The organism is Pseudoalteromonas shioyasakiensis, from assembly GCF_022398475.1.
Taxonomy (GTDB): domain Bacteria; phylum Pseudomonadota; class Gammaproteobacteria; order Enterobacterales; family Alteromonadaceae; genus Pseudoalteromonas.
Genome location: NZ_JAKEVM010000063.1, coordinates 1 through 23,395, shown reverse-complemented (window position 1 = coordinate 23,395; position 23,395 = coordinate 1). Strand labels below are relative to the sequence as shown.

At 41.2% G+C, this 23,395-nt stretch carries 23 protein-coding genes; 11 read left to right on the top strand and 12 right to left on the bottom strand.

The genetic code is table 11. From position 1 onward, the window contains the following. Positions 1 to 29: 29 nt before the first annotated feature. Positions 30 to 1,412, bottom strand: coding sequence for a Na+/H+ antiporter NhaC family protein (locus L1D51_RS12230; protein ID WP_239963771.1), 1,383 nt, complete (start codon positions 1,410 to 1,412; stop codon positions 30 to 32). A 285-nt stretch (positions 1,413 to 1,697) separates the two neighbouring features. Between L1D51_RS12230 and L1D51_RS12225 the strand changes: the two genes are divergently transcribed. Both L1D51_RS12225 and L1D51_RS12220 read left to right on the top strand, forming a co-directional pair. Beyond that, positions 1,698 to 2,102 carry an NUDIX hydrolase gene (locus tag L1D51_RS12225; protein WP_054563077.1) on the top strand — a complete coding sequence of 135 codons (405 nt, stop codon included), beginning with the start codon at positions 1,698 to 1,700 and terminating at the stop codon, positions 2,100 to 2,102. Between the two features lie 3 nt (positions 2,103 to 2,105). After that, on the top strand, positions 2,106 to 2,597 hold the full coding sequence (locus L1D51_RS12220) for a GNAT family N-acetyltransferase (RefSeq protein WP_239963770.1): 492 nt from the start codon (positions 2,106 to 2,108) through the stop codon (positions 2,595 to 2,597). On the opposite strand, the gene L1D51_RS12215 is transcribed toward L1D51_RS12220, so the two are convergent. Genes L1D51_RS12215 through L1D51_RS12205 form a run of 3 tightly spaced genes read right to left on the bottom strand, consistent with a single transcriptional unit; the run spans position 2,580 to position 6,081 of the window. Continuing rightward, a complete protein-coding gene (locus tag L1D51_RS12215; RefSeq protein WP_239963769.1) occupies positions 2,580 to 3,191 on the bottom strand; it encodes a PqiC family protein in 612 nt (203 codons plus the stop codon). The genes L1D51_RS12220 and L1D51_RS12215 overlap by 18 nt on opposite strands. Continuing rightward, on the bottom strand, positions 3,191 to 4,846 hold the full coding sequence (pqiB, locus tag L1D51_RS12210) for an intermembrane transport protein PqiB (RefSeq protein WP_055021213.1): 1,656 nt from the start codon (positions 4,844 to 4,846) through the stop codon (positions 3,191 to 3,193). Before pqiB ends, L1D51_RS12215 begins: the two co-directional genes overlap by 1 nt. Further along, positions 4,843 to 6,081 carry a PqiA/YebS family transporter subunit gene (locus L1D51_RS12205; RefSeq protein ID WP_239963768.1) on the bottom strand — a complete coding sequence of 413 codons (1,239 nt, stop codon included), beginning with the start codon at positions 6,079 to 6,081 and terminating at the stop codon, positions 4,843 to 4,845. Before L1D51_RS12205 ends, pqiB begins: the two co-directional genes overlap by 4 nt. Positions 6,082 to 6,221: 140 nt before the next feature. Here L1D51_RS12205 and L1D51_RS12200 point away from each other — a divergent pair, with 140 nt between their 5' ends. Next, on the top strand, positions 6,222 to 6,998 hold the full coding sequence (locus L1D51_RS12200) for a substrate-binding periplasmic protein (RefSeq protein ID WP_235576247.1): 777 nt from the start codon (positions 6,222 to 6,224) through the stop codon (positions 6,996 to 6,998). Here L1D51_RS12200 and L1D51_RS12195 read toward each other — a convergent pair. Further along, positions 6,987 to 7,787 (bottom strand): thioesterase family protein, encoded by an 801-nt coding sequence (locus L1D51_RS12195; RefSeq protein ID WP_055021215.1) that lies wholly within the window; start codon positions 7,785 to 7,787, stop codon positions 6,987 to 6,989. The two genes, L1D51_RS12200 and L1D51_RS12195, sit on opposite strands and share 12 nt — an antisense overlap. 239 nt (positions 7,788 to 8,026) lie before the next feature. Here L1D51_RS12195 and dnaK point away from each other — a divergent pair, with 239 nt between their 5' ends. Both dnaK and dnaJ read left to right on the top strand, forming a co-directional pair. Further along, positions 8,027 to 9,949, top strand: a complete 1,923-nt coding sequence (gene dnaK / locus L1D51_RS12190) for a molecular chaperone DnaK (RefSeq protein ID WP_055021216.1) — start codon at positions 8,027 to 8,029, stop codon at positions 9,947 to 9,949. A 233-nt stretch (positions 9,950 to 10,182) separates the two neighbouring features. After that, a complete protein-coding gene (gene dnaJ, locus L1D51_RS12185; protein WP_054563084.1) occupies positions 10,183 to 11,322 on the top strand; it encodes a molecular chaperone DnaJ in 1,140 nt (379 codons plus the stop codon). A 75-nt stretch (positions 11,323 to 11,397) separates the two neighbouring features. Here the strand turns inward: dnaJ and L1D51_RS12180 are convergent, their stop codons facing one another. From L1D51_RS12180 to L1D51_RS12170, 3 genes are all read right to left on the bottom strand, one after another. Beyond that, positions 11,398 to 12,528, bottom strand: a complete 1,131-nt coding sequence (locus L1D51_RS12180) for an HlyD family secretion protein (RefSeq protein WP_055198877.1) — start codon at positions 12,526 to 12,528, stop codon at positions 11,398 to 11,400. A 3-nt stretch (positions 12,529 to 12,531) separates the two neighbouring features. Beyond that, entirely contained in the window at positions 12,532 to 12,876 is a 345-nt protein-coding gene (locus L1D51_RS12175; protein ID WP_054552213.1) for a DUF3302 domain-containing protein, read from the bottom strand. 77 nt (positions 12,877 to 12,953) lie between these two features. Next, positions 12,954 to 13,190 carry a hypothetical protein gene (locus L1D51_RS12170; protein WP_130167504.1) on the bottom strand — a complete coding sequence of 79 codons (237 nt, stop codon included), beginning with the start codon at positions 13,188 to 13,190 and terminating at the stop codon, positions 12,954 to 12,956. Between the two features lie 150 nt (positions 13,191 to 13,340). On the opposite strand from L1D51_RS12170, the gene ybaK reads away from it, so the two are divergent. Next, positions 13,341 to 13,802, top strand: a complete 462-nt coding sequence (gene ybaK, locus L1D51_RS12165) for a Cys-tRNA(Pro) deacylase (RefSeq protein ID WP_239963767.1) — start codon at positions 13,341 to 13,343, stop codon at positions 13,800 to 13,802. Here the strand turns inward: ybaK and L1D51_RS12160 are convergent. The 3 genes from L1D51_RS12160 to L1D51_RS12150 form a co-directional block, all read right to left on the bottom strand. Next, a complete protein-coding gene (locus L1D51_RS12160) occupies positions 13,799 to 15,055 on the bottom strand; it encodes a Y-family DNA polymerase (RefSeq protein WP_054563087.1) in 1,257 nt (418 codons plus the stop codon). The two genes, ybaK and L1D51_RS12160, sit on opposite strands and share 4 nt — an antisense overlap. After that, positions 15,043 to 15,456, bottom strand: coding sequence for a LexA family protein (locus L1D51_RS12155; protein ID WP_054552219.1), 414 nt, complete (start codon positions 15,454 to 15,456; stop codon positions 15,043 to 15,045). The genes L1D51_RS12160 and L1D51_RS12155 overlap by 13 nt, the downstream gene beginning before the upstream one ends. A 63-nt stretch (positions 15,457 to 15,519) precedes the next feature. Further along, positions 15,520 to 15,954 (bottom strand): MarR family winged helix-turn-helix transcriptional regulator, encoded by a 435-nt coding sequence (locus tag L1D51_RS12150; RefSeq protein ID WP_054563088.1) that lies wholly within the window; start codon positions 15,952 to 15,954, stop codon positions 15,520 to 15,522. Positions 15,955 to 16,066: 112 nt separating this feature from the next. Between L1D51_RS12150 and L1D51_RS12145 the strand changes: the two genes are divergently transcribed. The 5 genes from L1D51_RS12145 to L1D51_RS12125 all read left to right on the top strand — a co-directional run bounded on the left by L1D51_RS12145 (position 16,067) and on the right by L1D51_RS12125 (position 21,642). Further along, positions 16,067 to 16,840 (top strand): siderophore-interacting protein, encoded by a 774-nt coding sequence (locus tag L1D51_RS12145; RefSeq protein WP_239963766.1) that lies wholly within the window; start codon positions 16,067 to 16,069, stop codon positions 16,838 to 16,840. Between the two features lie 67 nt (positions 16,841 to 16,907). Further along, entirely contained in the window at positions 16,908 to 17,903 is a 996-nt protein-coding gene (locus tag L1D51_RS12140; RefSeq protein WP_239963765.1) for an LLM class flavin-dependent oxidoreductase, read from the top strand. Positions 17,904 to 18,078: 175 nt separating this feature from the next. Beyond that, positions 18,079 to 19,035: a patatin-like phospholipase family protein gene (locus tag L1D51_RS12135; RefSeq protein WP_239963764.1), complete on the top strand. Its 957-nt coding sequence runs from the start codon at positions 18,079 to 18,081 to the stop codon at positions 19,033 to 19,035. A gap of 120 nt (positions 19,036 to 19,155) precedes the next feature. Then, the gene (locus L1D51_RS12130; protein WP_054552224.1) at positions 19,156 to 20,565 is read left to right on the top strand and encodes an alanine/glycine:cation symporter family protein; all 1,410 of its coding nucleotides are present in this window, start codon (positions 19,156 to 19,158) and stop codon (positions 20,563 to 20,565) included. Positions 20,566 to 20,592: 27 nt separating this feature from the next. Continuing rightward, entirely contained in the window at positions 20,593 to 21,642 is a 1,050-nt protein-coding gene (locus L1D51_RS12125; protein ID WP_239963763.1) for a patatin-like phospholipase family protein, read from the top strand. An 11-nt stretch (positions 21,643 to 21,653) separates the two neighbouring features. Here L1D51_RS12125 and L1D51_RS12120 read toward each other — a convergent pair whose 3' ends face one another. Next, positions 21,654 to 23,213 carry a methyl-accepting chemotaxis protein gene (locus L1D51_RS12120; protein WP_239963762.1) on the bottom strand — a complete coding sequence of 520 codons (1,560 nt, stop codon included), beginning with the start codon at positions 23,211 to 23,213 and terminating at the stop codon, positions 21,654 to 21,656. Between the last annotated feature and the right edge of the window lie 182 nt (positions 23,214 to 23,395).

Genomic DNA, 23,395 nt, shown 5'->3' with positions numbered 1-23,395 from the left:
AGCCCAAGCTATTGCTTGGGCTTTTTAATTTATGCGATAAGCAAAAATCCTATAAATGCAGCAGTTGCGGCAAGTAAGGTATAAGGCAGTTGCGTGATAGCATGGCTGACTAAATCACACCCTGAGCCTTGTGCAGCAAGTACGGTGGAATCTGAATAGAAGCACGCTTGACTACCAAATGACGACGCTGACAATAAAGCGCCAATCACTAAAGGAATATTGGCATCAATTGCGTAAGCTAGTGGCATTACAATAGGAATAGTTACTGCGAAAATTCCCCAGCTTGAACCTGTTGCAAAAGCAAGGACTGCCATTGCTAAAAACACCACGGCAGGTAAGTACTGTGCAGTCATATAAGGGCTCAAGGTATTAATGACATATTGCGGTAGCATTAATTGGTCACACACATCTTTAAATATAAATGCAGCAACCACAGTCCCAATAGCGGGGATCATGCTTTTAAAACCATCTAGCATACGCTCAACGAGTTCTGACAATGTCATCAACTTTTGTAACATATAAAAAGGTAAAACAAGGGCAAAGGTTGCCAGCAGCCCTTTATAGACGTCAATGTCAAAGTAAACAGTAAACGCAACAAGTAAAACTATCGGTACTAAAAAGTTATAGAGTTTGCCGTTTGAAGCTGCTGTTTCAAAGTTTTCTTCTGCTGCTTTTACTGCGTATTCATCCGCTGTTTGAACATCTGTGTACTGGCTATTTGATATTTCGATTTGATTATTCATGGCACGTAGTTGTGCTTTTTTCATCGGACCAAAAGCAGTAATGACATTTAAGCTAACTAGTAATACCACAATGACTGCAAACCAAGCATATAACATGTAAGGTATTGCTTGAATGTAGACAGCAATACCTTGGCCTTCTGATGCAACATTATTATCAACTAACAAGCCTCCAAAAAATACAGCCCATGTCGATAACGGTACAAGCACACAGATAGGCGCAGCCGTTGAGTCAACAACATAAGCGAGCATTTCGCGGCTAATTTTAAACTTATCGGTGATACGCTTCATAGTTTCACCGACGGTTAATGCATTTAGGTAATCATCGATAAAAATAATTACACATAGCACAAAGGTCATTACTAACGATGAACGCTGGCCTTTGGCAAATTTTAACGCTAATTCGGCGAATGCACTTGCACCCCCGGTTCTTACTAATAAAGCGATTAATGCACCAAATCCACCACAGACTAAAATTAGCCAGGCAATGGTTTCGTCTTGCATTACTTTTAATGAAATATCAGCAAAATTGGCTAACACAGCGGTTGGACCTAGCATGGCTAAACCAAACAAAGCACCAATTAGTAAAGATAAAATAGGGCGGCGTAAAAATACGGCCAAAACCACCACCAATACTGGCGGCAGTAAACTTAACGCAGAAGGTTCTTGCATTATATTTTTCACACAGTTAATCAATGCGAGATTGCTTACAGAAATCAAAAGTCTATAGACTAAAGTAACTGCTTTACGCGAACACACTTTTATGGACCCATTAGGGAAAGTGCCTGCGTTGGCTGGCGCCAGACAGTATAGAGGGTATACTGCTTTTGTTTTGCCCAAAACATCGCAAGAAAAATAATCCTGAATATTAATTTAGTCAATAACAATTTTTATTGGAGTGATAATTACTTTACACTCATCAATAACGTCACTTTTTATTAATTGAGCAAAGGGGTTATGGCATTTTCAGATACTTACAGACTCAGTAGCCATGCGGTTATCACCAATAACCAAGGTCAGGTGTTATTACTAAAAGCTGATTACGGTCAAAAAAGTTGGGGGTTACCTGGCGGAGCTTTAGATAAAGGTGAAACCATTCATCAAGCATTACTACGTGAATGCCAAGAAGAACTTAATTGTGACGTAGATATCGCTTATTTAAGTGGCGTTTATTATCACACAGCATTTAACTCTCATGCGTTTATTTTTCGTGCTTATATAGCTGATGACGCTGAGATAATGTTGAGTAATGAGCACACTGAGTATGGCTATTTCGATATTGATGAGTTATCTAAAGTACAAAAAGAGCGTGTTCTAGATTGCCTTAATTTTACCAATGATGTCGTTAGTAAGGTGTTTTAATAAATGTTAGATATATATTTACGTGCCGGGCAGCCTGATGATGCCGCGTTTATCGTTGAGCTTTTGAACCAAGCAACATTTTTAGAGCACATAGGTAATAAAAATATTAATACGCCCGCACAAGCTGAACATTATATTCAACAAACGTTTATAAATAGCCACCAGCAATTGGGCTTTGGCAGTTATATTGTATGTTTAGCTGATGATAGACCTGTTGGAATGGTAGGGCTCTTTCAGCGCGATGCGCTAGCTATTCCCGATTTAGGATTTGCCTTGTTAGCTAACTATGAAGGCAAGGGTATTATTACATCTGCTGCTCGGTTATTGATGGCAAAAAAACACGTATTAGAGCTTGGTGTGCTTGCTGCAATAACCTCGCAAACAAATATTGGTTCACAGAAGGTGTTACAGAAACTTGGTTTTGAGTTTATAGGCGATGTCATCATTAACGATGACAATCAGCCTCTAAAACTCTTATTAAAGAGTAAGCTTTGATACTTCGTTTGCAACCTGTTTGTTGACCTTTAGCCACGTTGACTCAAGTGTTGCGACAAGCCCTTCGTAATCACTGTCTTGTAGTGGTGTAAGCTCATTAAAGTAATTGACCGCCTTTAACTTTCGGCCAGATTCAGGGGTTGTATAGTACAAACGCCAAAGCCCTGCAATGTTGGCATTGCCTTGCTCATCGCCGTTGAAGTGATGTAGCTCATATTCTAATTCATAAAAGCTTTGCTGATCTAAATCGGTGATCACCGGTAAACCTTTTATTACCATCCAATTATCAAGCTCAGTGTAAAGCTGTTGATGGGCACTGGCGGTTAACATTAAATCAGGTGATTCGCTCCATAAATGGTAGTTAGCAGCATTGACTCGGTTGTTGTCGAGAACCATAGCAATACCACGATTATTAAGCGCACCACGTAGTTGTACGGTATTAATTCTGAGCTGAGCTTGTGTATTCTCAGCTAAGCGCTGCATTGCAATAATTGGCTGCGAAAATTGATAATACTCAATAGTCGAGAATGACGTTTGACTGCAGGCCGAAAGTAATAGCGCTGATGCAACTGAAGCACAGAGTTTATAGTTCATTATTGTTTCCTCGGCGTTGGGTCTGCTGGTAGCTCTTTATCAAAGATCAACATATTAGGTTGCTGGTTTAAACCTCTTGTGAGTGGCTGCAGCTCTTCACTTAAACGTTTAAATTCAGATAAAGTTGTTTGCAACTGCTGGTGGAATGTTGAGCCTTGCTCATAACTTGCCATAGTTTTTTCAAATTGTTTCATTGTTTTATCGAACTGTTGCATGCTCTTAGTCATTTCTGCAAAGTTGCGATTAATATCACCCGGTAAGTCTTGTGTATCTTGCTTATTTAGTAGCTCTCTCATGTCATGAGCAAGCGCTTGGTACTCGGCAAAGGTGGTCTGCATTTGTGCCAAGCTATCTTCAATTTTAAGGTTATTTACTTTATTCAATACATCAGAGACTTGGTCGGCTATAACTGTAATACCGCTTGATACACTCGGGAATACGGTATATTCAGCTATCGTCTTTAACTCGGCGGGTTCTGCGTTATCGTAAATATCTAAGTCAACATACACCGCACCAGTGAGTAAGTTACCTGGCTTTAAAGAGGCTCGAAGACCATTTTTGATCCAGCCATCTAAACTCGAATACCAAAACTCGCGTGCTGCTGCACTGTCGTGGTAGAGGCGCCCATACTCAATTTTTATCAGGGCAGGTACTGCGGTGTTATCGGTTCTAAAGTGTGCAGGCTTACCATCTATTATCACACTTGCAGGTGCTTCAACTACACTACCGATGCGCATACCTCGGTATTCTACAGGAGCGCCAGCGCGTAAGCCGCGAATTGATTGCTCAAAGTCGATTAAGTAGTAGTCAAAATCGTAAAAGCGTTCTTCAAGCGCGGCTTTGTAACTATTACTTAATGAAAAGCTATGGCCGTTACTGGCAACTTCACCGGGCGCTTGTTGCTCAGGAATACCAACAGAAATACCGCCTTTGAGCAATTTACTTAACGAGCCTGTATTAACATTAATACCATCTGCAGAGAGGTCTATTTCGATGCCTGAGTTTACCCAGAAAATAGAGTTTAAGGTGATCAAGTTTTGATATGGCTCATTGATAAAAATGCCATATTTCATCGCTTGATTCTTCCAATCAAAGGTGGCGGTTTCTATTTGGCCAATTTTGTAATCTTTAAAGTAAATACCGGTACTCACATCAAGCACTTCTGCGTTATAACTTAATAGGGTGAAGCGCCCACCTTTTACATCTTTACCAATTAGAGCCGGTTCATCTTGTAGCTCAAATCTTTCGGCCAGCTTTTTACTCTCTCCCGGTGCAAATTCTAAATACACACCAGAGAGTAGGGTACTCATGCCGCTTATGCCGGTATCGTCAATCCGTGGTTTTACCACCCAAATTTTCGCATCATCTGTGAGTAAATCGTCGTAATGTTTATCGATTTGCGCCCGTGCGATGACGCTATTTTGTTTATCTGATAAACGAACATGGTCGATTTGGCCAATCTTCACGCTACGTACTTTTATTTCTGTTTTACCAGCTACAATACCTTCTGCATGAGGCATTTTGATAAAAATGGTGGTGCCTTTATTTGCTTGATACTGGTACAACATCCATGCGCCGATTAATAAGGCAATAACTGGAATGATCCAGATTGCTGATATATTTGGCGCTGTTTTTATTTTAGCGGTTTCGCTCATGCCAAGGTCTCTTGTTTCGCAGTACTTAAGTTATCTGGGTTATCCCACAATAAACGTGGATCAAACGCATGGGCTGCCAACATCTGGCAAATAACCATGGTTGTAAAAAATATTGTGCCAATGCCAGGTGTTACTGACATTAAGTTTCCGAGTTGCACTAAGGCTACTAGAATCGCCACAACAAATACATCGATCATTGACCATTTACCAATAAATTCAGTCAATTGATAGATACGTGTATAGCTTTTAGTTTGTCTGTTTGCTGGCCTCATCACCATAAAACATAAAAAACTTAATATTAGCGCTTTGGCAAGGGGAACAACCACACTCGCTAAAAAGATGATCATTGCGATAGGGTACGAACCACTATTCCATAAAATCATTACGCCACCAATAATAGTTGATGGAGTTTCATCGCCAAGGCTTGTGGTGTACATAATAGGATAGACATTGGCTGGAATATAACAGGCCACTGAGGTTAATAACCACGCTGCGGCTTTTTGCACACTAAAAGGATTACGAGTGTAAGTTTTAGAGTCGCAGCGTGAACAGATTTCGGTGGCACACAGTTGCCCACAAACATGGCATGCTCTTAATCCTTGATCAATAGCACGCGAGTTTGGCTTTGTTTGCTCTATGTATTCAGGTTCTTTTAATTGTTGCCATAAGGTGTGCTTATTTAATTTTGCTGTGGCTGCCACATAACAAATAACAAAAGCGCTATAGGCCCAAAAGCTTACACCAAATTCAATATCGGCCATCGACATGATTTTTACCATACTGACCATCACGCCAATTAAAAAAATCTCTGACATGATCCAAGGTTCTAACGCAAAGGTGGTTTTTAACAGTCTTTTTCCCCATTGATATGGTAACGCTTTTAGTAAGCCTAGATGTAGTGGAATTATGAGTACTAATAAAAGAAGGGGCAGACCAATAATACTGGTGTCGATGAACAAACCTAAAAAGTCGTTGTCGTAATTAAAGAGAATACGAGCGGCATCGGGTAAGGTGATTGTTTGGGTAATACCACTACTGGTAAAAGACAGGAATGGATAAAACATACTACTCAGTAGCATAACAATAGCACTTAAACTTAGTGCGACCACCATACTATCTTGGTTAGCTTGCGATGCCGAAAGCTTTGTATTGCAATGAGGGCAAATTGCCACTTGTTTTGCACTTAAGTGTGGGATCTCAATGACAAGATCGCAGCTAGGACAGGCTGTTTGCAAACTTTGGGTCTCTTAAACAAGAACTTAGTTAAGTTTGCATCAAATAGTGTATAAATTCAAATGCACCTTTGTTTAATATAAGCTAATATTTGTACAAAGCGATTACGCTTTTTAATACATTTAATTCTTTAAGGTAAGCAGTGAAGCAATTATTTATCCTTTTAATGTTGTTTGTTAGTGTTAAAGGTGAGTGTTTATCTGAGCCAAATACGCAAAAAACCATTGTTGTTGCTGCGAGCGCCTCTTTACCTCCTTATGTTATAGAAGACACTAACAGTGGCATTCAACTCGAAATATTGAAAGCTGCTTTCAAATCGCAAGGCATTTCTAATATCGATATCCATTACATGTCTAATAAGCGTGCTGAGCAGCAACTTATGCAGGGCAAGGTTGATATTGCGCTGAACTTTCCACCTGTACTTACTTCACATGTATATAAGAGCGATGAACTTCTCCGCTATCAAAATGTGGCGGTTAGCCTTGCTGATAAAGATCTTAAGATTAGTAGTATCTACGATTTAGCAGGTAAAAGCGTGCTTGCCTTTCAAAATGCGACTAATTTCATTGAAGCACCTTTTAAATCGGTTACTAACATTTTGCGTTCTTACGAAGAAGTAGTTAACCAAGAAGCGCAAGTTGATCACCTTATGAAAGGCTGGGTCGATGTAATTATCCTAGAGCGCCGAGTGTTTTTATATTATTTAGAAAAATATAAACAAAGCGCTGAGGTAAAACCTTTTATTGTGCATGCAATTTTTAAAGAAGCACCAAGACCTGCGTTTTTTTACAGTAAAACGTTAAAAAACACGTTTAATTTGGGTCTTGGTGAGATCATTGAGTCAGGCCAGTACCAAGCAATTATTCGCCTTGATGGTACTGAGTACGCGCAACTTTCAAAGCCTGAGTTACGCGAATAACGCGACGGTTTGGCGGCTCAGCGCAATTAGCTTACCGTCTTCACTCCAAATGCAGCCATCTTCTAGCCCATAGCCATCCTTACTATGGTGTGTAACCGCTTCGTAGCCAATCCAAGCATCATGGGCAATTGCAGGCTCTTCAACAAATTCTATGTACCACGACATGCTACTTGCAGGTGCGGGTTGCTTATACATTTGTAATAAGGTTGGTGGCCATGCATCTGTTAGGGCGATGATGTGGGCTTCAGTCATTTGCTCTGGTACATGTTTGAATTTCATCCAACCACCTAAATGTGAGGTGTCTGCTCCAGAGAATGGCATATTACCGTCTTGTAAACACAGTGCCACATGTTGGAAAAATGCCGGCATCACGCCTTCTTTATAAGGTAGGATGAAACGCTCATCAACCGGTTTTAGCTGCATAGTTTTAGTTACATCTACACGAACATTGGACTGACGCTCAGCCCCAAAACAGGCTTGTGTAATAACACAAACATCGCCATTTTGAATCACTTTTGCTAGTACCTGCGCACTGTTTTTGCCTTCACGTAAGACTTCAACGTCGATTGAAAAATCATTGTCAGCGATTAACGGGCCAACAAAGTTAGTGCTTAAAGATAGTAAGCGGCGAGAGCTATCGATATGCTGACGTATAGCTTGATATAATAAAGCTGCAGATAATCCACCAAACGCTGTGCGGCCTTGGCACCAGTTTTCTGGAAACTGCATTACTTTTGTTTTGTCTTTGCCTAGTTCAGTTGCCATGGCGAGTAATTGTTCAAAATGCATAATTTTCCTTAACATTTATTGTTATGGTGTTTGTTATAGCATAGCCAAAGTCATCAGACCAGTTTGTTTATCCTGCAAGCAGGCTGAGAAAACAGCGCTTTTTGTGGAAAAAACGTCCATTTCGAAAATATTTCAAAAAAAAGTAATTTTTTTTCATTTTTACAGTTGAATTCAGTTTCCTGCACCCCTATCTACTAGTCATCGAACGTTTTAACGAATTTTGAAGTTGGAGAAGATTCATGGGTAGAATTATTGGAATCGATTTAGGTACTACTAACTCTTGTGTAGCAGTACTAGACGGTGATAAAGCACGCGTTATCGAAAACGCGGAAGGCGATCGCACAACACCATCGATCATTGCATATACGCAAGACGGTGAAACATTAGTTGGTCAACCTGCAAAACGCCAAGCAGTAACTAACCCAACTAACACATTATTTGCAATCAAGCGTCTAATTGGTCGTCGTTTTGAAGACGAAGAAGTACAACGCGATATCGGTATCATGCCTTTTAAAATTGTAAAAGCTGATAACGGTGATGCATGGGTTGAAGCACGTGGCGAGAAACGTGCTGCACCACAAATTTCAGCAGAAGTGCTGAAAAAAATGAAGAAAACAGCAGAAGACTTCCTAGGTGAAGCGGTTACTGAAGCAGTAATCACAGTACCTGCATACTTCAATGATTCACAACGTCAAGCAACTAAAGATGCTGGTCGTATTGCTGGTCTTGAAGTTAAACGTATCATCAATGAGCCAACTGCCGCTGCACTTGCATACGGCATGGACAAAAATAAAGGTGAAAACGTTGTTGCAGTATACGACTTAGGTGGTGGTACTTTCGATATCTCTATCATCGAGATTGATGAAGTTGAAGGCGAGCACACGTTTGAAGTTCTAGCAACTAACGGTGACACTCACTTAGGTGGTGAAGATTTCGATAACCGTGTTATCAACTACTTAGTTGAAGAGTTTAAGAAAGATCAAGGTATCGACCTTAAAACTGACCCGCTTGCAATGCAACGTGTTAAAGAAGCTGCAGAAAAAGCGAAGATTGAACTTTCTTCTGCACAGCAAACAGAAGTTAACTTACCGTACGTGACTGCTGACGCAACAGGTCCTAAGCACATGAACGTTAAAGTTACTCGTGCAAAACTTGAGTCACTTGTTGAAGACTTAGTAACTAAGTCAATCGAGCCACTTAAGCGCGCACTAGCTGATGCTGACTTATCAGTAAGCGACGTAAATGACATCATCCTTGTTGGTGGTCAAACACGTATGCCTCTAGTACAAAAAACAGTTGCTGAGTTCTTTGGTAAAGAGCCTCGTAAAGATGTTAACCCAGATGAAGCAGTTGCAGTAGGTGCAGCGATTCAAGGTGGTGTACTAGCTGGTGACGTTAAAGACGTACTACTACTTGACGTATCTCCGTTATCACTAGGTATCGAGACTATGGGTCAAGTAATGACAGCTCTAATCGAGAAAAACACGACGATTCCTACTAAGAAATCACAAGTTTTCTCAACAGCTGAAGACAACCAATCAGCGGTAACGATTCACGTACTACAAGGTGAGCGTAAGCGTGCAAGCGATAACAAATCACTAGGTCAATTTAACCTAGAAGGTATTCGCCCAGCACAACGTGGTACTCCACAAATCGAAGTAACATTCGACGTAGATGCGGACGGTATCTTACATGTATCTGCTAAAGATAAAGATACAGGTAAAGAGCAGAAGATCACAATCCAAGCTTCTTCAGGTCTAAGCGACGATGAAGTAGAAAAAATGGTTCGTGATGCTGAAGCGCACGCTGAAGAAGATAAGAAATTCGAAGAGCTAGTAGCAACTCGTAACCAAGCTGATGCAATGGTTCACGGTACACGTAAGCAAATCGAAGAAGCGGGTGATGCATTACCTGCAGAAGATAAAGAAGCAATCGAAGCTGCGCTTACAGAGCTAGAAGCGGCGATTAAAGGTGACAACAAAGAAGAGATTGAAGCGAAAACGCAAGCTCTTGCTGAGAAGTCACAAAAGCTAATGGAAATTGCACAAGCTAAAGCACAGCAGCAACAAGGCGGTGCGGATGCAGGTGCTGAGCAATCTTCTGCAAAACAAGACGACGATGTTGTTGATGCAGAGTTCGAAGAAGTGAAAGACGACAAGTAATTGCTTGTTTCGCTTCTGCCTAACGCAATAATGGCTGCTTTGTTTAGCCAATTAAGTTAGGATGAAATGATTGAGGCGCGCCAGCGATTTCGCTTGACGCGCCTTTTGCATGTATATAAACGGTAAATTGATAAGTTGCTAATCATCTTAAATGGTTATGACCATAATACGATTTGTATCAGTCGATTTACCTTACGCAGTGTAGCTGCAGTAAAAAGAGTAGTGTGATAGATATGTCAAAAAGCGATTATTATGAAGTTCTCGGCGTGAGCAAAGATGCCAGCGAACGAGACATAAAAAAAGCGTATAAGCGCTTAGCGATGAAATATCATCCAGACCGTACCGCAGGCGATAAAGACCTTGAAGCTAAATTTAAGGAAGTAAAAGATGCCTACGAAGTACTAACTGATCCGCAAAAGCGTCAAATGTATGATCAGTACGGCCATGCAGCCTTTGAACAAGGTGGTGGCGGTCATGGCGGTGGCTTCGGCGGCGGTCATGGTGATTTTGGTGATATTTTCGGTGATGTGTTTGGAGATATCTTTGGTGGTGGCGGTGGTCGTCGTCAATCGCGTCAACAACGTGGTTCGGACTTACGTTACAACATGGACTTAAGCCTTGAAGAGGCTGTTCGTGGTAAAGATGTCGAAATTAAAGTACCAACCTGGGTTAGCTGTAAGCCATGTGACGGTAGCGGTGCAAAAGCAGGTTCTAAACCAAAAACATGTACTACCTGTCATGGTGCAGGCCAAGTACAAATGCGCCAAGGTTTCTTCGCGGTTCAGCAAACTTGTCCTACGTGTCAGGGCACAGGTCAAATTATTTCTGATCCATGTGACAGCTGTCATGGTCAAGGTCGCGTAGAAAAAACTAAGACCTTATCAGTTAAGATCCCAGCAGGTGTTGATACAGGTGACCGTATTCGTCTATCGGGCGAAGGTGAAGCGGGCATGCATGGAGCACCAGCAGGTGATTTATACGTTCAGGTTTCTGTACGTGAACATCCGATTTTCCAACGTGATGGTAATAACCTGTATTGTGAAGTGCCTATTGGCTTTACAACAGCAGCCCTGGGCGGTGAAATTGAAGTTCCGACACTGGATGGCCGTGCAAAACTGAAGATCCCATCAGAAAGCCAAACGGGCAAGATGTTCCGTATGCGTGGTAAAGGCGTTAAGTCTGTACGTAGTGGCGCTCAAGGTGACTTGATCTGTAAAGTGGTTATTGAAACGCCGGTTAATCTTAATGATCGTCAACGAGAATTGCTTGAAGAACTTGAGCAAAGCATGGGTAAAGATGGCTCTAAAAACCGTCCAAAAGAAAAAGGTTTCTTTGACGGTGTTAAGAAGTTTTTCGATGACCTAACTAAGTAACTCTAGTTAAGTAACTTTAGTTAGAGAGTAAAAAAGGCGCTAATAAGCGCCTTTTTTTATTGGTAATTGCCTACTTTAGTGATCTAAGAATAGGTAGTTTTGCCAACTTTTCATTCTGATCAATACTTTACGCATTACTGATACGTGCTCGAAGTGTTCTGAATAAACAGCGACTTCTGTGCTTGTCCCCTGTGGTAGGTGATATTCACTCATGTCGTCTGTGATTTTTAAGGTGACAATTGCGCGGCCTTGGCGAGCAAAAAACTCAGTGCCCATCAGTGTGCCTTGTGCTTGTACTTGTCCTTCACCAATAGCAGGTAATACATCGATTACTTCACCCGCAAAGGTTTTGCCAGGAATAGCTTTAAAGATAAAGTCTGCTTTGTAGCCTGGTTCAAGTCTTAATAGTGAATTTTGTCTAAATGCAGCGACGTAAACTGTATCTTCTTTGTGCACAAAGGTCATTACTGGGCGTAGTGGCATTGGTACTGCAATCATCCCAGGGCGTAATGTTAGTTGTGTAACATAGCCATCGGTAGGTGCATAAACGCTTGTGCTGTCTAAGTTAAATTGAGCTTGCTCTAAATTAGCGCGAGCTGCGGCAATTTTAGTTTGTTCGCCGTTTATTTCAGACTCAAATGCAAGTTTTTGACGTAACTCTTCGGCCTGTGCTGCTTCGTAACTTGCCTTTGCTGCTAAGTATACACCTAATTTATTATCAACTTGGCCTTTTGAGTAAGCACCGCTTTTTGCGCCTTTTTCATAACGTTCGTATTCTTTCTTACTGCGATCATATTCAGCTTTAGCCATTAGGGCACTGGCTTGTGCTGATTTATAGGCCGCTTCTAAACCGAGGACTGACTGTTTTGCATCTTGTAAAGCGGCAATCGCTTGATTTAGTTTGGCTCGATATAAGGTATTGTCTAGGCGAAACAGTAAGTCTCCTTTTTTAACAGGCTGATTTGGTTTTACTGCAACTTCTTCAACGGTACCGCGTACATTTGGCACAATAGGTGTAGTGACATAGGCACTGCTGGCCATATTTGAATGTGGGTGGTTATAGTTCATTAACAGGATCAAAGCGCCGATCAGCACCACACCACCAAGTACCGCGGTGGGTACCGTCCATTTATTAAGTGGGATTTTAAAAACTTTAAAGATACCAATGCACAATGCGGTATAAGTGAGTATTAATAACAAATCCATAGTTTATTTCTCTTTATTATTCGATTGAGCATTTATTTGTGCTTGTAGCGCTGCCACTGTGGCTGTCAGGCTAGCTACTTTCTCTGCTAAGTCTTCCTGTTCCTTTTGGATCTGGTTAAAACCCCAACCGCGGTCATCACGCCATAATGTCGCCCAAACCCATAAAAACGGCCACAGCACGTGTAGGGTGAATAGGCTAACCCAGCCTGCATAATGGATGGCATCTTGATGAGGGTGATTACGTTTTTTGGCAATTTCGTAGGGAATATCGTGAATGGCAATAACACCATAAAATATTACTACCGTTACAAACACTAGCATGACCAGCGCAAAGTAGTCTAAAAACATGTACTTTCCTTTGTTTAACTTATAATCAATTTAATAATACGTGAAATTTACCTAATTCCTAGTCGGTATTTTCAGATTTAGTTCAGCACAACGTAGTAGTCGGTATCAGCAAGACAACGACATAAAGTCACATCCTCTGAAAATGTAGTGTTTTGTATTCGGCCTTTTTCTAAGCCAAGCGTATGGCATTTGCTTTGACAATCCATGTAGGCATTCCATGCTAGGTATTCGTTGCACACAAAATTCACTGCATACAATAGGGTGAGTATGATAAATAATTGTTTGGCTAGATAGAGCCCTGTGTGTCTAGACATGCTGGTTACCCTGCCCAGGATTCATTACTTTAGTGTAGTCGAATTAGGCCTATTTAGTGTGTTTTGTAGCGGTTTTTCTATTGCCTTATATTCCTTGTTCACGGTATGTTTTATAAAGTGACTGCTAATTAATTAGTTATAGGAAAATCAATGACGCCGGCTATAAACTTACTGAAGAAGAAAGGTATTAGTTTTGATGTGCTTAGTTATCAGCATGAGCCTTCGCAACAACAGTTTGGCCTTGAAGCGGTTGAAAAGCTAAAGCTGCCCGCTGAGCAAGTATTTAAAACCTTAGTACTTGAAGATGCTGACCACCAGCTTTTGGTTGCTATTGCGCCAGTTAGTCAACAAGTTAACCTGAAAATGCTGGCAAAGGCGGCAAAGGTTAAAAAAGTACAAATGGCTCCACAACAAAAAGTCGAAAATACCACAGGTTATATTTTAGGTGGAGTAAGTCCGCTAGGTCAGAAAAAGCGCCTTAATACCTATGTGCATCAATCTGCAGATAGCTTTGACGTGATGTATGTTTCAGCTGGTAAGCGAGGCCTTGAGATTGCATTGGCCCCTAAGGATTTATGCAGTTTACTAAATGCTAAGCAGGCAGACTTTTAGCAATGTATTTTTGGTAGGTTATGCCAGCGGGTTGTGTAATGAGGCGATAAGTACGCGCGTTTCATATGCCAGCGGGTCGTAGGAGTTTCGCTGGCTATGGCAAGGGTACCCACGCCATAACGGGTGTTAATGTTATCAAGACACTTCATCAGTTTAGGGTTATCGATAGGCGCTTGAAATAGATCAGGTTGCTGAAATATGTGGCTTGATAACTCAAGAGCACCTACACCACATTTATAAAATCGTACCCCAGGTTTATAGAGATGATCAAATACCTCACTAATAGCATTGGCGAACACACAACTATCGGCGGTGGCGACACTAAACTCATAAATATAGGACTTTTTATAATAGCCATCTTGATGAGGAGAGCTGGCCACAAACATTAATAAACGTTGAGTCTGTGAGCCTTGCGCACGTAGTTTTCTTGCTACAATCACACAATGATTGATCAGTGCCGTTTTCAGCGCGGTGGCGTCAGTGATACGCTCTCCAAAACTACGGGTCGAAAAAATCTCTTTTTTGTCTTGGCGCACTTCATCCCAGGCTAAACAGCTTTTACCGCGTAACTCGTTCACTGTGCGCTCTAATACAATACTAAAAAGGCGCTTTATTTTTCGTGGTTCTTGTTCGGCTAAATCAAAGGCCGTATTGATATTCATTGCTTTGAGTTTTTTAGCTAAACGCCGACCAACGCCCCAAACATCTTGTACGTCCATGGCTTTTAGAATGGCTACCCGTGAAGTTTCAGAGTCAATCACTGCAACGCCATCAAAGCCGGGGAGTTTTTTCGCTGCATGATTGGCGGCTTTGGCTAGGGTTGCTGTTGGGCCAAATCCAACCCCAACAGGTAGCTTTGTTTCGCGCCATACGGTACGGCGAATATCATGGCCATAGCGATGCCAATCATGAATAAGTTTTTTGAAACCAGTAAAGTTTAAAAATGATTCATCAATAGAGTATATGTGCTGATTATCGCAAAAGCGGCCAATCACGTTCATCATCCGCTCGCTTAAATCCGCATACAGCTCATAGTTAGATGAGCGGATCACCACTTGGTTATCTTCGAGTATTTTCTTTACTTGAAAATAGGGCTGAAATTTTGGAATAGCCAGCTTTCGTGCAATAGGGCACACAGCACAAATACAGCCATCGTTGTTAGTAAGAACCACAACCGGTTTACTACGAATAGCCGGATCAAATACTTTTTCGGCGCTGGCATAAAAGGCCACCGCATCGACTAAGGCGTACATGCTAATAGCTCTTTACTACTGCGATGTAAGCGAATTGAGCGAGTGACCACGCCTTCTAATTGAAATTCATCAGATTGGCGTAGTTGCACTGCGGGGTATTTAGGTGAGGCTGATAATAACTGTGCATTGTGTTTATCTAATAGCTTACAAACAAATAAACCATTTAGATTCGCGACAATGACATCGCCATTTTTAACGTCTTCGGCGCGATCAACCAGTAATAAGTCACCATCAAAAATCCCCACACCTTGCATTGATTCGCCAGAGGCAATACCAATAAATGTTGCATCAGGGTGTTTAATCAATAGCTGATCTAATGATAAGCCTAGCTCTTTGTATTGTGCTGCCGGTGATTCAAAACCACATACGCCAGCTTCGATATAAATAGGAATAACACGCATAACAAAACCACTATACTGTATGTTTATACAGTATAGTGGTTTGTGGTTATCTTGCCAATAAGATCACGGGGTGTTGTGATTGATATTTTCGATCATGGTTGTGGCAATAGCGATAAAATCACGTACTTGCTGATCAGTTAAACCGTGGCAAAGTTTGGCATCAACCTCTTGCTCTGCAACTTCTAAACGCGAGAACAGGGCGTTACCTTGATCAGTAAAGGATAAAATTAAACAGCGCTTATCGTTTTCGTCGGCACATTTAGAAACCAGTTCAAGCTTTATAAGCTCTTTTACTAAGCGTGCTATTTGTGCTTTATCACGACCGGTTTTGGCAACAATATCATTGGCAGTACAGTGCTGTGTTTCGGCAATAATATGTAAACAGCGTACATGCAGAGCGTTAAGACCAAGCTCGTTGGCGTTAATGGCTTCGCGTACAGTGACACGGTAACTTTGTGCCAATGTAAATAAAGCTGAAGAAAGAGAGGTTTGTGGCATGGTTCACCTAAGTTAAGCAAGTTTGCATTAGTTGACAAAGTCAATTAAAGGCGTATAGTTGACTATATCAACTATTGGGGCGTTGTGCAATTTAACCAGCTAGGAGACCAAGATGGCTAGAAAAGTTCGTCGTGCAAACGTATTAAGTACTACACGTATTTCCCCGCATCTACAAAGAATTGTTGTTGGCTCAGACGAGTTTGCCGATTTCCCACAAGATGCAAAAGGTGCGTACGTAAAGGTATTACTCCCGCATGCCGGTGAATCTAAGGTTGAACTTGATTTACACGCTGAGCACCCAGCATTAATGCGCTCTTACACTATTCGTGATATCAACCCCATTAGCGGTGCAATTACCCTCGATTTTGTGGTTAACCAACATCAAGGTGTGGCAACCAACTGGGCACAAAATGCATGTGTAGGCGACGAGGTAGGTATAGCAGGCCCAGGCCCTAAAAAACTCACTGATTTTACGCAAACACATTATTTAATGCTGGCAGATTTAACCTCTGTAAATGCGATCAATGGCTACTTACAAGCCCTGCCACAAGATGCCACTGTCGATGTCATTATTCATGTTGCTGATAAAGCCGACATCATTGAACTTGAGCAAATTAAAACACATACCCAACACAGTGTTGAATGGTTAGTTACAGATGAGCCAGAAACAGAACTGCTCGACCAAGTAACACGCTTATGTGCTGGCTATAACACGCAACCTATGGTGTTTATGGCGCTAGAAGCAAATTTGGTGAAGGCAATTCGCCGTTTAATAACAAGCAGTTTTGAAATTGATCGTGAACACATTGTTGCATCAGCTTATTGGAAGCGTGGTATTGATGCCGATGGCCTAAAGGTGGAAAAACAGCAACAAAGCCGTGCCTAATTAGCATTTGAAAAATAGCCATTCGCTCTCATTAACTAATTATAAAGAGTTAAATTTTGGAGAGCGAATGTCAGACCTTAGCAACACACCTTTTTCATTGCTTGAATTGAGCCCAATGAAAGAGCACGAAACCGTTTCGCAAACACTAGCTAACAGTGTTACCTATGCACAAACAGCCGACAAACTGGGTTTTAATCGGTTTTGGATGGCAGAGCATCATAATATGCGCGGTATCGTGTGTGCCGCAACTTCAGTATTGATAGGTCATATCGCAGGTAAAACTCAGAATATCCGCGTAGGTGCAGGTGGGGTGATGTTACCTAACCATCCACCGCTGGTGGTTGCTGAGCAATTTGGCACCCTAGAGAGTTTATACCCCGGTCGCATTGATTTAGGTTTAGGCCGAGCCCCAGGTAGTGACCCAATTACCAGCCGTGCTTTACGCCGTGACGAGCAACGTGCTGAGCACTTCAATGATGAGGTAACGGAGCTGCAAGCTTTACTTGGCCCATATAAAGGTGACTCTCCAGTACGCGCAATCCCAGGTGAAGACACTAATGTGCCAATCTGGTTACTGGGCTCAAGTCTTTATAGTGCTGGACTTGCGGCAAAAAAAGGTTTGCCATATGCATTTGCGGGTCATTTTGCGCCACGCTTTGTTGAAGATGCCATAGCATTGTATCGCAGAGAATTTCAGCCATCTGAGGTATTAGATAAGCCATACGTCATGCTTGGCTTACCCATTGTTGCAGCTGACACCGATGAGCAAGCACAGTTTTTAGCAACCACAGCGAAACAACGTATCTTAGCCCTTATGCGCGGCAAGCCACTTTGGCTTAAAGAGCCAGTAGCAACAATGGAAGGATTGTGGACAGCGCAAGAAAAAATGCAAGTAGAAAACTTTTTAGGGCTTTCAGTTGTTGGCGGTCAAGCGAGCGTTAAGCATAAGCTGAGTATGATTAAACAAACGCTACAGGTTGATGAGTTTATTTTTACAAATGACCTGTATGAATTGAGTGACAGACAACATGCGCTGGAAATATTAGCAAGCATCATGAACTAATACGGTTTGGCAAATAGTGAATGCGTGTAATGAGTTTTTTATGCGCATTACTTAAGCCCTGACACTCATTTATTAAACGGTTTTATAGATTAAATCAATTTATATAATCCGTTTTAAGGATTGAAATTAACTTAATACAATACATTTATTAACCATAACCCTAGGAAGGTGCACCGTGAAATCTCAAACAATTGCCGCAGTAGAACCACAAACAAAAACAGCATTAATCGCTGAGGGTGGTGGGCAACGAGGGATTTTTACCGCAGGTGTGCTCGATGCATGGTTAGAAAATAATTACGATCCATTCGATTTATTCATTGGCACATCGGCAGGCTCACAAAACTTAACAAGTTATTTAGCGCGTCAAAAAGGCTATGCAAAACGTTTGATCAGAGGCCTTTCTCGTCATAAACGTTTTTTCCAACTTGGCCGCGGGCTGTTTGGTAAAAGCATTGTTGACCTTGATTGGTATTTTGATAAAACCAAAGAGGTAAACCGTGCCCTTGATTTTAAAACAGCAACGCAAAGCCTAGGTAAACGCGAACTGTTGATCACAACTACAAACGCGGCTGACCGCAAACCGTATTATTTGAGCCCAAATGGTGAAGATACGCAATGGTTGGCCTTGTTAAAAGCATCAAGCGCATTACCCTTTTTATATAAAGACGGCGTTAACTTAACACCTTGGTTAACAACAAAGGCCGCAAACGATGCCATTATTCAAAGCTCTAATACTGATTTAGTGCATGATATGTATTTAGATGGTGGTTTAGCTGCACCTTTACCTGTGAAAGAAGCCTATAAACGTGGTGCTCGTGATATTGTGGTTATTAGAACTGTTGATGAAAACTTTCAAGTACAATCTGAATGGGTAAATAAGATAAAGTCACTAGTTTGTGTATCAGGTTATTGCCCTAAAACCATTGATTACTTGGTTCAACACGAACAAGCTTATCAAGATGAACTGGATTTCATTGCCAACCCACCAAGTGATGCCCGTATCACACAAATTTTTGCAGGCGATAAATTACGCAGTAAGCTACTGGGTAGCACAGACTATGATCTTCGCTATGATCACAAATTAGGTTTAGCGGCAGGTCGTGCCTTTTTACAGCAACAACTGCTAAATTAGTTGGGAGCAGGCTCGGGCAATTAATCCCATTGCCTACTTGAGATATTTGTAAATAGAGTTAAAGTGGTTAGCTATTCACTTTTTGTGATTTTTTATCTATAAGAACAATAAAGGCTTGCCATGTTTAACAGTGCTGTATCGACAATCAATGGTCTTCTTTGGGGAGAAGGCCAAATTCTTATCTATATTCTTCTGTTTGCTGGTATCTGGTTTTCGGTAAGGCTAAAAGCGATTCAATTGGTTAAGTTTCGCCATATGTTTAGCTTATTAAAGTCGAGTAGCAGCACCGATAAAAACTCAATTAGTTCATTTCAAGCTTTATGTACTGGTCTTTCAGCCCGTGTAGGTACCGGTAACCTTGCAGGGGTTGCCGTTGCTATTTCGTTAGGGGGCAGCGGTGCAATATTTTGGATGTGGGTGATTGCCATTTTGGGCATGGCCACAGGTTTTGCCGAAAGCGTACTTGGTCAAGTCTATAAAGTTAGGGATGCTAATGGCGAGTTTAGGGGCGGGCCTGCTTATTATATTCAGCAAGGCTTGGGAAGCAGAGCGCTAGCGGTATGTTTTGCCTTTTGCTTGTTTCTTGGTTATGGCTTTACGTTTAGTGCCATGCAAACGAATACCATTACCGATGCCCTCAATTACGCATTTGAAATTCCAACACTGTATTCAGGTATTGTGATCACGATACTGGCAGGCTCTATTATTTTAGGTGGCTTTAAAGCTATTGCCCGCTTTGCTGAACGCATTGTGCCAGTTATGGGCATTTTATTTGTACTCGCCGCCATTATTATTACTTTATTGAATATCGGTAAAGTGCCTGCGATGATTGAAGATATTTTACTTTCTGCCTTTGGCTTACAAGAAGCAGGCGCAGGGGCAATGGGCGCCGCAATTAAAAATGGTATTCAGCGAGGGCTATATTCGAATGAAGCCGGAGCGGGGAGTGTGCCACATGCATCTGGCTGTGCTTCACCCGTACCAAATCACCCAGTCACTCAAGGCTATATTCAAATGCTAGGGGTGTTTTTCGATACCATTGTGCTGTGTAGTTGTACGGCGGTGATTATTTTATTGGCTGATATTGATATTAGCGGCGAAATGGAAGGGATCCGCTTAACTCAATCTGCGATGACAGCGCACATGGCTGCTGGTGGCATTTACTTTGTAGCGGCAGCAATTTGTTTATTCGCGTTTACTTCTGTGGTTGCAAACTATGCCTACGCAGAAAGTAACCTACATTTATTTAAACTAGATAATAAACTCGGCCGTGGAATTTACACCTGTTTATATTTATCAATGATGATTTGGGGTGCATCGGCCACCATTAAACAAGTGTGGGATCTTGCAGACATTGCTTTAGGTTTAATGACAGTGGTGAACGTTATCGCTATTATACGCTTAACGCCAACCATCTTATCTGTGACAAAAGACTACCATAGTCAACGTGAAGCTGGGCAAGAACCAAGTTTTGATTCTGAAAAAGTGCAGGTTCAAGGTCAAACAGAACAAGGGATTTGGCGCAAATAATCAAAAACAATAACGAGAAAAGTGACCATGATAGATATTTACGCAGGGCCTAGTGCTGCAAAAGTAATTCAAGAGCAAGGCCTGTCTGCCGATTTGTTTAATACCTTTTTAGGAGCAAGCGGCGGGCCCAAGTGGTTTACATTATTTGGTTTGGATAAATATCTATTTGGTGAATTTTTTAAAGACCGTACCACACCTTTAAACTTATTAGGCTCAAGTGCTGGGGCATTTAGATCTGCCTGTTTTGCACAAAATGACCCTGTTGCTGCGATATCTCGATTAGCAAAGTCTTACTCTGAAACACGCTATTCATCGAATAAAGCAAAACCAGAAGAAATAACAACAAAAGCGCGAGAGTTATTAAGCACAGTTTTTGCTGAAAATGGTATTCGAGAAATCATTAACAACCCTATTTTTAAAGCCCACTTTATAGTTGCAAAATCGAATGGCTTTACAGCATCAGAAAATAAAGTGATGCAGTTAATGGGGTTATCTAAAAGCTACTTAGTCAATCGAATGAATAGACGCTTGTTAAGTAAGCAATATGAACGTTATGTATTTCAGCCTGCGGATAGTCAGTTATCTTTTTCCGATAATAATACCTTTAATACCCATACTATTGAGCTAAGCGAAGATAATTTAGCGGATGCGTTACTTGCTTCAGGTTCTATTCCATTAGTCATGCAGGGTATTAAAAATATAACAGGAACACCGCCTGGTATGTATCGCGATGGCGGTATTATCGATTATCACTTTGACTTAAGTATTCATAATGACGGGCTTATTTTATATCCGCATTTTAATAACAGCCCTAAAGCAGGTTGGTTTGATAAGAGCCTAAAGCGTGGAATTACCCCGAGTAACTATGATAACGTAGTGATGATCACTCCATCAGCTGACTTTGTTGCTTCATTACCTTATGGCAAGATCCCTGATCGTAAAGACTTTACAGAACTTGATGCTGATACACGCATTAAATATTGGCAGCAGGTATTCAAAGAAACAGAACGGCTAGCAGAAGCATTCGATGCGGTGTGTACTAATAAGTACACACCGAAAATAAACCTTATTAAATAGTATTGCTTTCGCTACTTAAACTGATTAATCAAGGAAGTTTGCTCTGTCACTTTACTGAGGAGCGCTTCGCAAAGTTGCTGCGAAGTATGGCCAAGCTCTGTACACTCATGAGCAAAGTCTTGTGCTGACGTTAAGTTGGTAGCAATAACTTGGCTTGCTGTTAGTTGTTCGTTCATTGCATGCGCTATGATGCTATTGAGTTCACTTAGTTTGATAGACTGAGCTTTAATATGGTCTAAACTATCACCACTTTGATGTGCAAGCTCAACACTTTTAGCCGACAAATTAAGTCCATCTTTCATGGCAAGTTGTGCTTGTTTCGAAGCGTGAGTGAGCTGATTTAATACATTGTTTATTTCTTCTGTAGATTGCTGAGTTCGTGAGGCTAATGCACGTACTTCACCAGCAACAACGGCAAAGCCACGGCCATGATCACCCGCACGGGCAGCTTCGATGGCCGCATTTAAAGCAAGTAAATTAGTTTGATCAGCAATCGCATTTATCTCAGATAAAATTGCCACAATGTGTTGATTGCCTTCAATTAAGTTTTCTACTTGGCTACTCGCTGCTTTGAGTTTTTCATCAAGCTCACTGATTGAAGTTATCGTTTGCTTGACCGCAAGTGAGCCTTCTTCGGTTGCTTGGTTTGACTCTTCAGCAGCTTGATTAGATTGCATTGTGCTAGATGAAAGCTCATTGATTGAGGCCGTCATTTGCTCTGTGGCAACAACAATTTGAGAGACTTCATCTGTTTGTTTATTTAAAAGTTCAGTCACGTTATGACCAGACTCAGCACATTGTTGCGCGTTGTGATTAACGCCCATAGTCACATCATTAACACGGCCAACAACGGCTTTTAATTTAGCTTGTTGCATCTCAAGGGCAAGATGTAAAAAGCCAGATTGGTCATTAGTACCAGAATACAGATAAGCCATTAAAGGGTTATCAAAAACTTGTTTTGCTTTGCTTATAAGCGCTAAATATTTTTGACGCCAAAAATACATAAGCCTATTAGCTGATGCTAAAAATAGGACTAGTAGACAATTAAAAATATCAAACCCAGAACTAAAAGCGGCAGCCAGCGAACCTAAAAAACAAATGAATAATAGGGCTGTCATGTAAAGAGTGGCATCGAACTTAGCTGCTGTAGCATGAGATTTCTGATTATTGTTTATTTTTGCATACTCAGCGGTCGCTCTTTGTACGACCTCATCACTTTGTTTAGTTCTAACTGATTGGAACTCAAAAGTACGACCACTTTTATCTTTAATCGGTGTTACAAAGGCATTAACCCAATAATAATCACCATTTTTACAGCGATTTTTAACAGGCCCCATCCAAGATTGACCATTTTTGAGATGTTGCCATAAATCTGCAAAAGCCAGTTTCGGCATATCAGAGTGGCGAACAAGGTTATGAGGCTTACCTACCATTTCGTCTAGCGTGAAACCAGCTATTTTGCAAAATTCATCATTGGCATAGGTAATATGGCTTTGCAAATCAGTAGTCGATAGGAGGATATCAGATTCAGAAAATTTAACTTCGGTATCGGTATTAATTCTATGTTTCACGTTAAAATCACCCAAGTACAGCTTTAAATTCAGAAAGTAAATTAGCGGAGTAAAAACAGTCTGAACCAGAAAGAGGTAGTGTTAATTTGATCACTAATGTTTATAAGCAATTTAGCGATAAATTCGTGAAAAAGAACTAGGAAAATTCCGGTTTTATGTTACAAAAGTTAATATTATTTAAC

What these genes read in the sequence shown, in the direction of transcription:
- L1D51_RS12230 (WP_239963771.1), bottom strand. Translation starts at nt 1,412, where the DNA reads ATGCAAGAACCTTCTGCGTTAAGTTTACTGCCGCCAGTATTGGTGGTG.
- L1D51_RS12225 (WP_054563077.1), top strand. Translation starts at nt 1,698, where the DNA reads ATGGCATTTTCAGATACTTACAGACTCAGTAGCCATGCGGTTATCACC.
- L1D51_RS12220 (WP_239963770.1), top strand. Translation starts at nt 2,106, where the DNA reads ATGTTAGATATATATTTACGTGCCGGGCAGCCTGATGATGCCGCGTTT.
- L1D51_RS12215 (WP_239963769.1), bottom strand. Translation starts at nt 3,191, where the DNA reads ATGAACTATAAACTCTGTGCTTCAGTTGCATCAGCGCTATTACTTTCG.
- pqiB (WP_055021213.1), bottom strand. Translation starts at nt 4,846, where the DNA reads ATGAGCGAAACCGCTAAAATAAAAACAGCGCCAAATATATCAGCAATC.
- L1D51_RS12195 (WP_055021215.1), bottom strand. Translation starts at nt 7,787, where the DNA reads ATGCATTTTGAACAATTACTCGCCATGGCAACTGAACTAGGCAAAGAC.
- dnaK (WP_055021216.1), top strand. Translation starts at nt 8,027, where the DNA reads ATGGGTAGAATTATTGGAATCGATTTAGGTACTACTAACTCTTGTGTA.
- dnaJ (WP_054563084.1), top strand. Translation starts at nt 10,183, where the DNA reads ATGTCAAAAAGCGATTATTATGAAGTTCTCGGCGTGAGCAAAGATGCC.
- L1D51_RS12180 (WP_055198877.1), bottom strand. Translation starts at nt 12,528, where the DNA reads ATGGATTTGTTATTAATACTCACTTATACCGCATTGTGCATTGGTATC.
- L1D51_RS12175 (WP_054552213.1), bottom strand. Translation starts at nt 12,876, where the DNA reads ATGTTTTTAGACTACTTTGCGCTGGTCATGCTAGTGTTTGTAACGGTA.
- L1D51_RS12170 (WP_130167504.1), bottom strand. Translation starts at nt 13,190, where the DNA reads ATGTCTAGACACACAGGGCTCTATCTAGCCAAACAATTATTTATCATA.
- ybaK (WP_239963767.1), top strand. Translation starts at nt 13,341, where the DNA reads ATGACGCCGGCTATAAACTTACTGAAGAAGAAAGGTATTAGTTTTGAT.
- L1D51_RS12160 (WP_054563087.1), bottom strand. Translation starts at nt 15,055, where the DNA reads ATGTACGCCTTAGTCGATGCGGTGGCCTTTTATGCCAGCGCCGAAAAA.
- L1D51_RS12155 (WP_054552219.1), bottom strand. Translation starts at nt 15,456, where the DNA reads ATGCGTGTTATTCCTATTTATATCGAAGCTGGCGTATGTGGTTTTGAA.
- L1D51_RS12150 (WP_054563088.1), bottom strand. Translation starts at nt 15,954, where the DNA reads ATGCCACAAACCTCTCTTTCTTCAGCTTTATTTACATTGGCACAAAGT.
- L1D51_RS12145 (WP_239963766.1), top strand. Translation starts at nt 16,067, where the DNA reads ATGGCTAGAAAAGTTCGTCGTGCAAACGTATTAAGTACTACACGTATT.
- L1D51_RS12140 (WP_239963765.1), top strand. Translation starts at nt 16,908, where the DNA reads ATGTCAGACCTTAGCAACACACCTTTTTCATTGCTTGAATTGAGCCCA.
- L1D51_RS12130 (WP_054552224.1), top strand. Translation starts at nt 19,156, where the DNA reads ATGTTTAACAGTGCTGTATCGACAATCAATGGTCTTCTTTGGGGAGAA.
- L1D51_RS12125 (WP_239963763.1), top strand. Translation starts at nt 20,593, where the DNA reads ATGATAGATATTTACGCAGGGCCTAGTGCTGCAAAAGTAATTCAAGAG.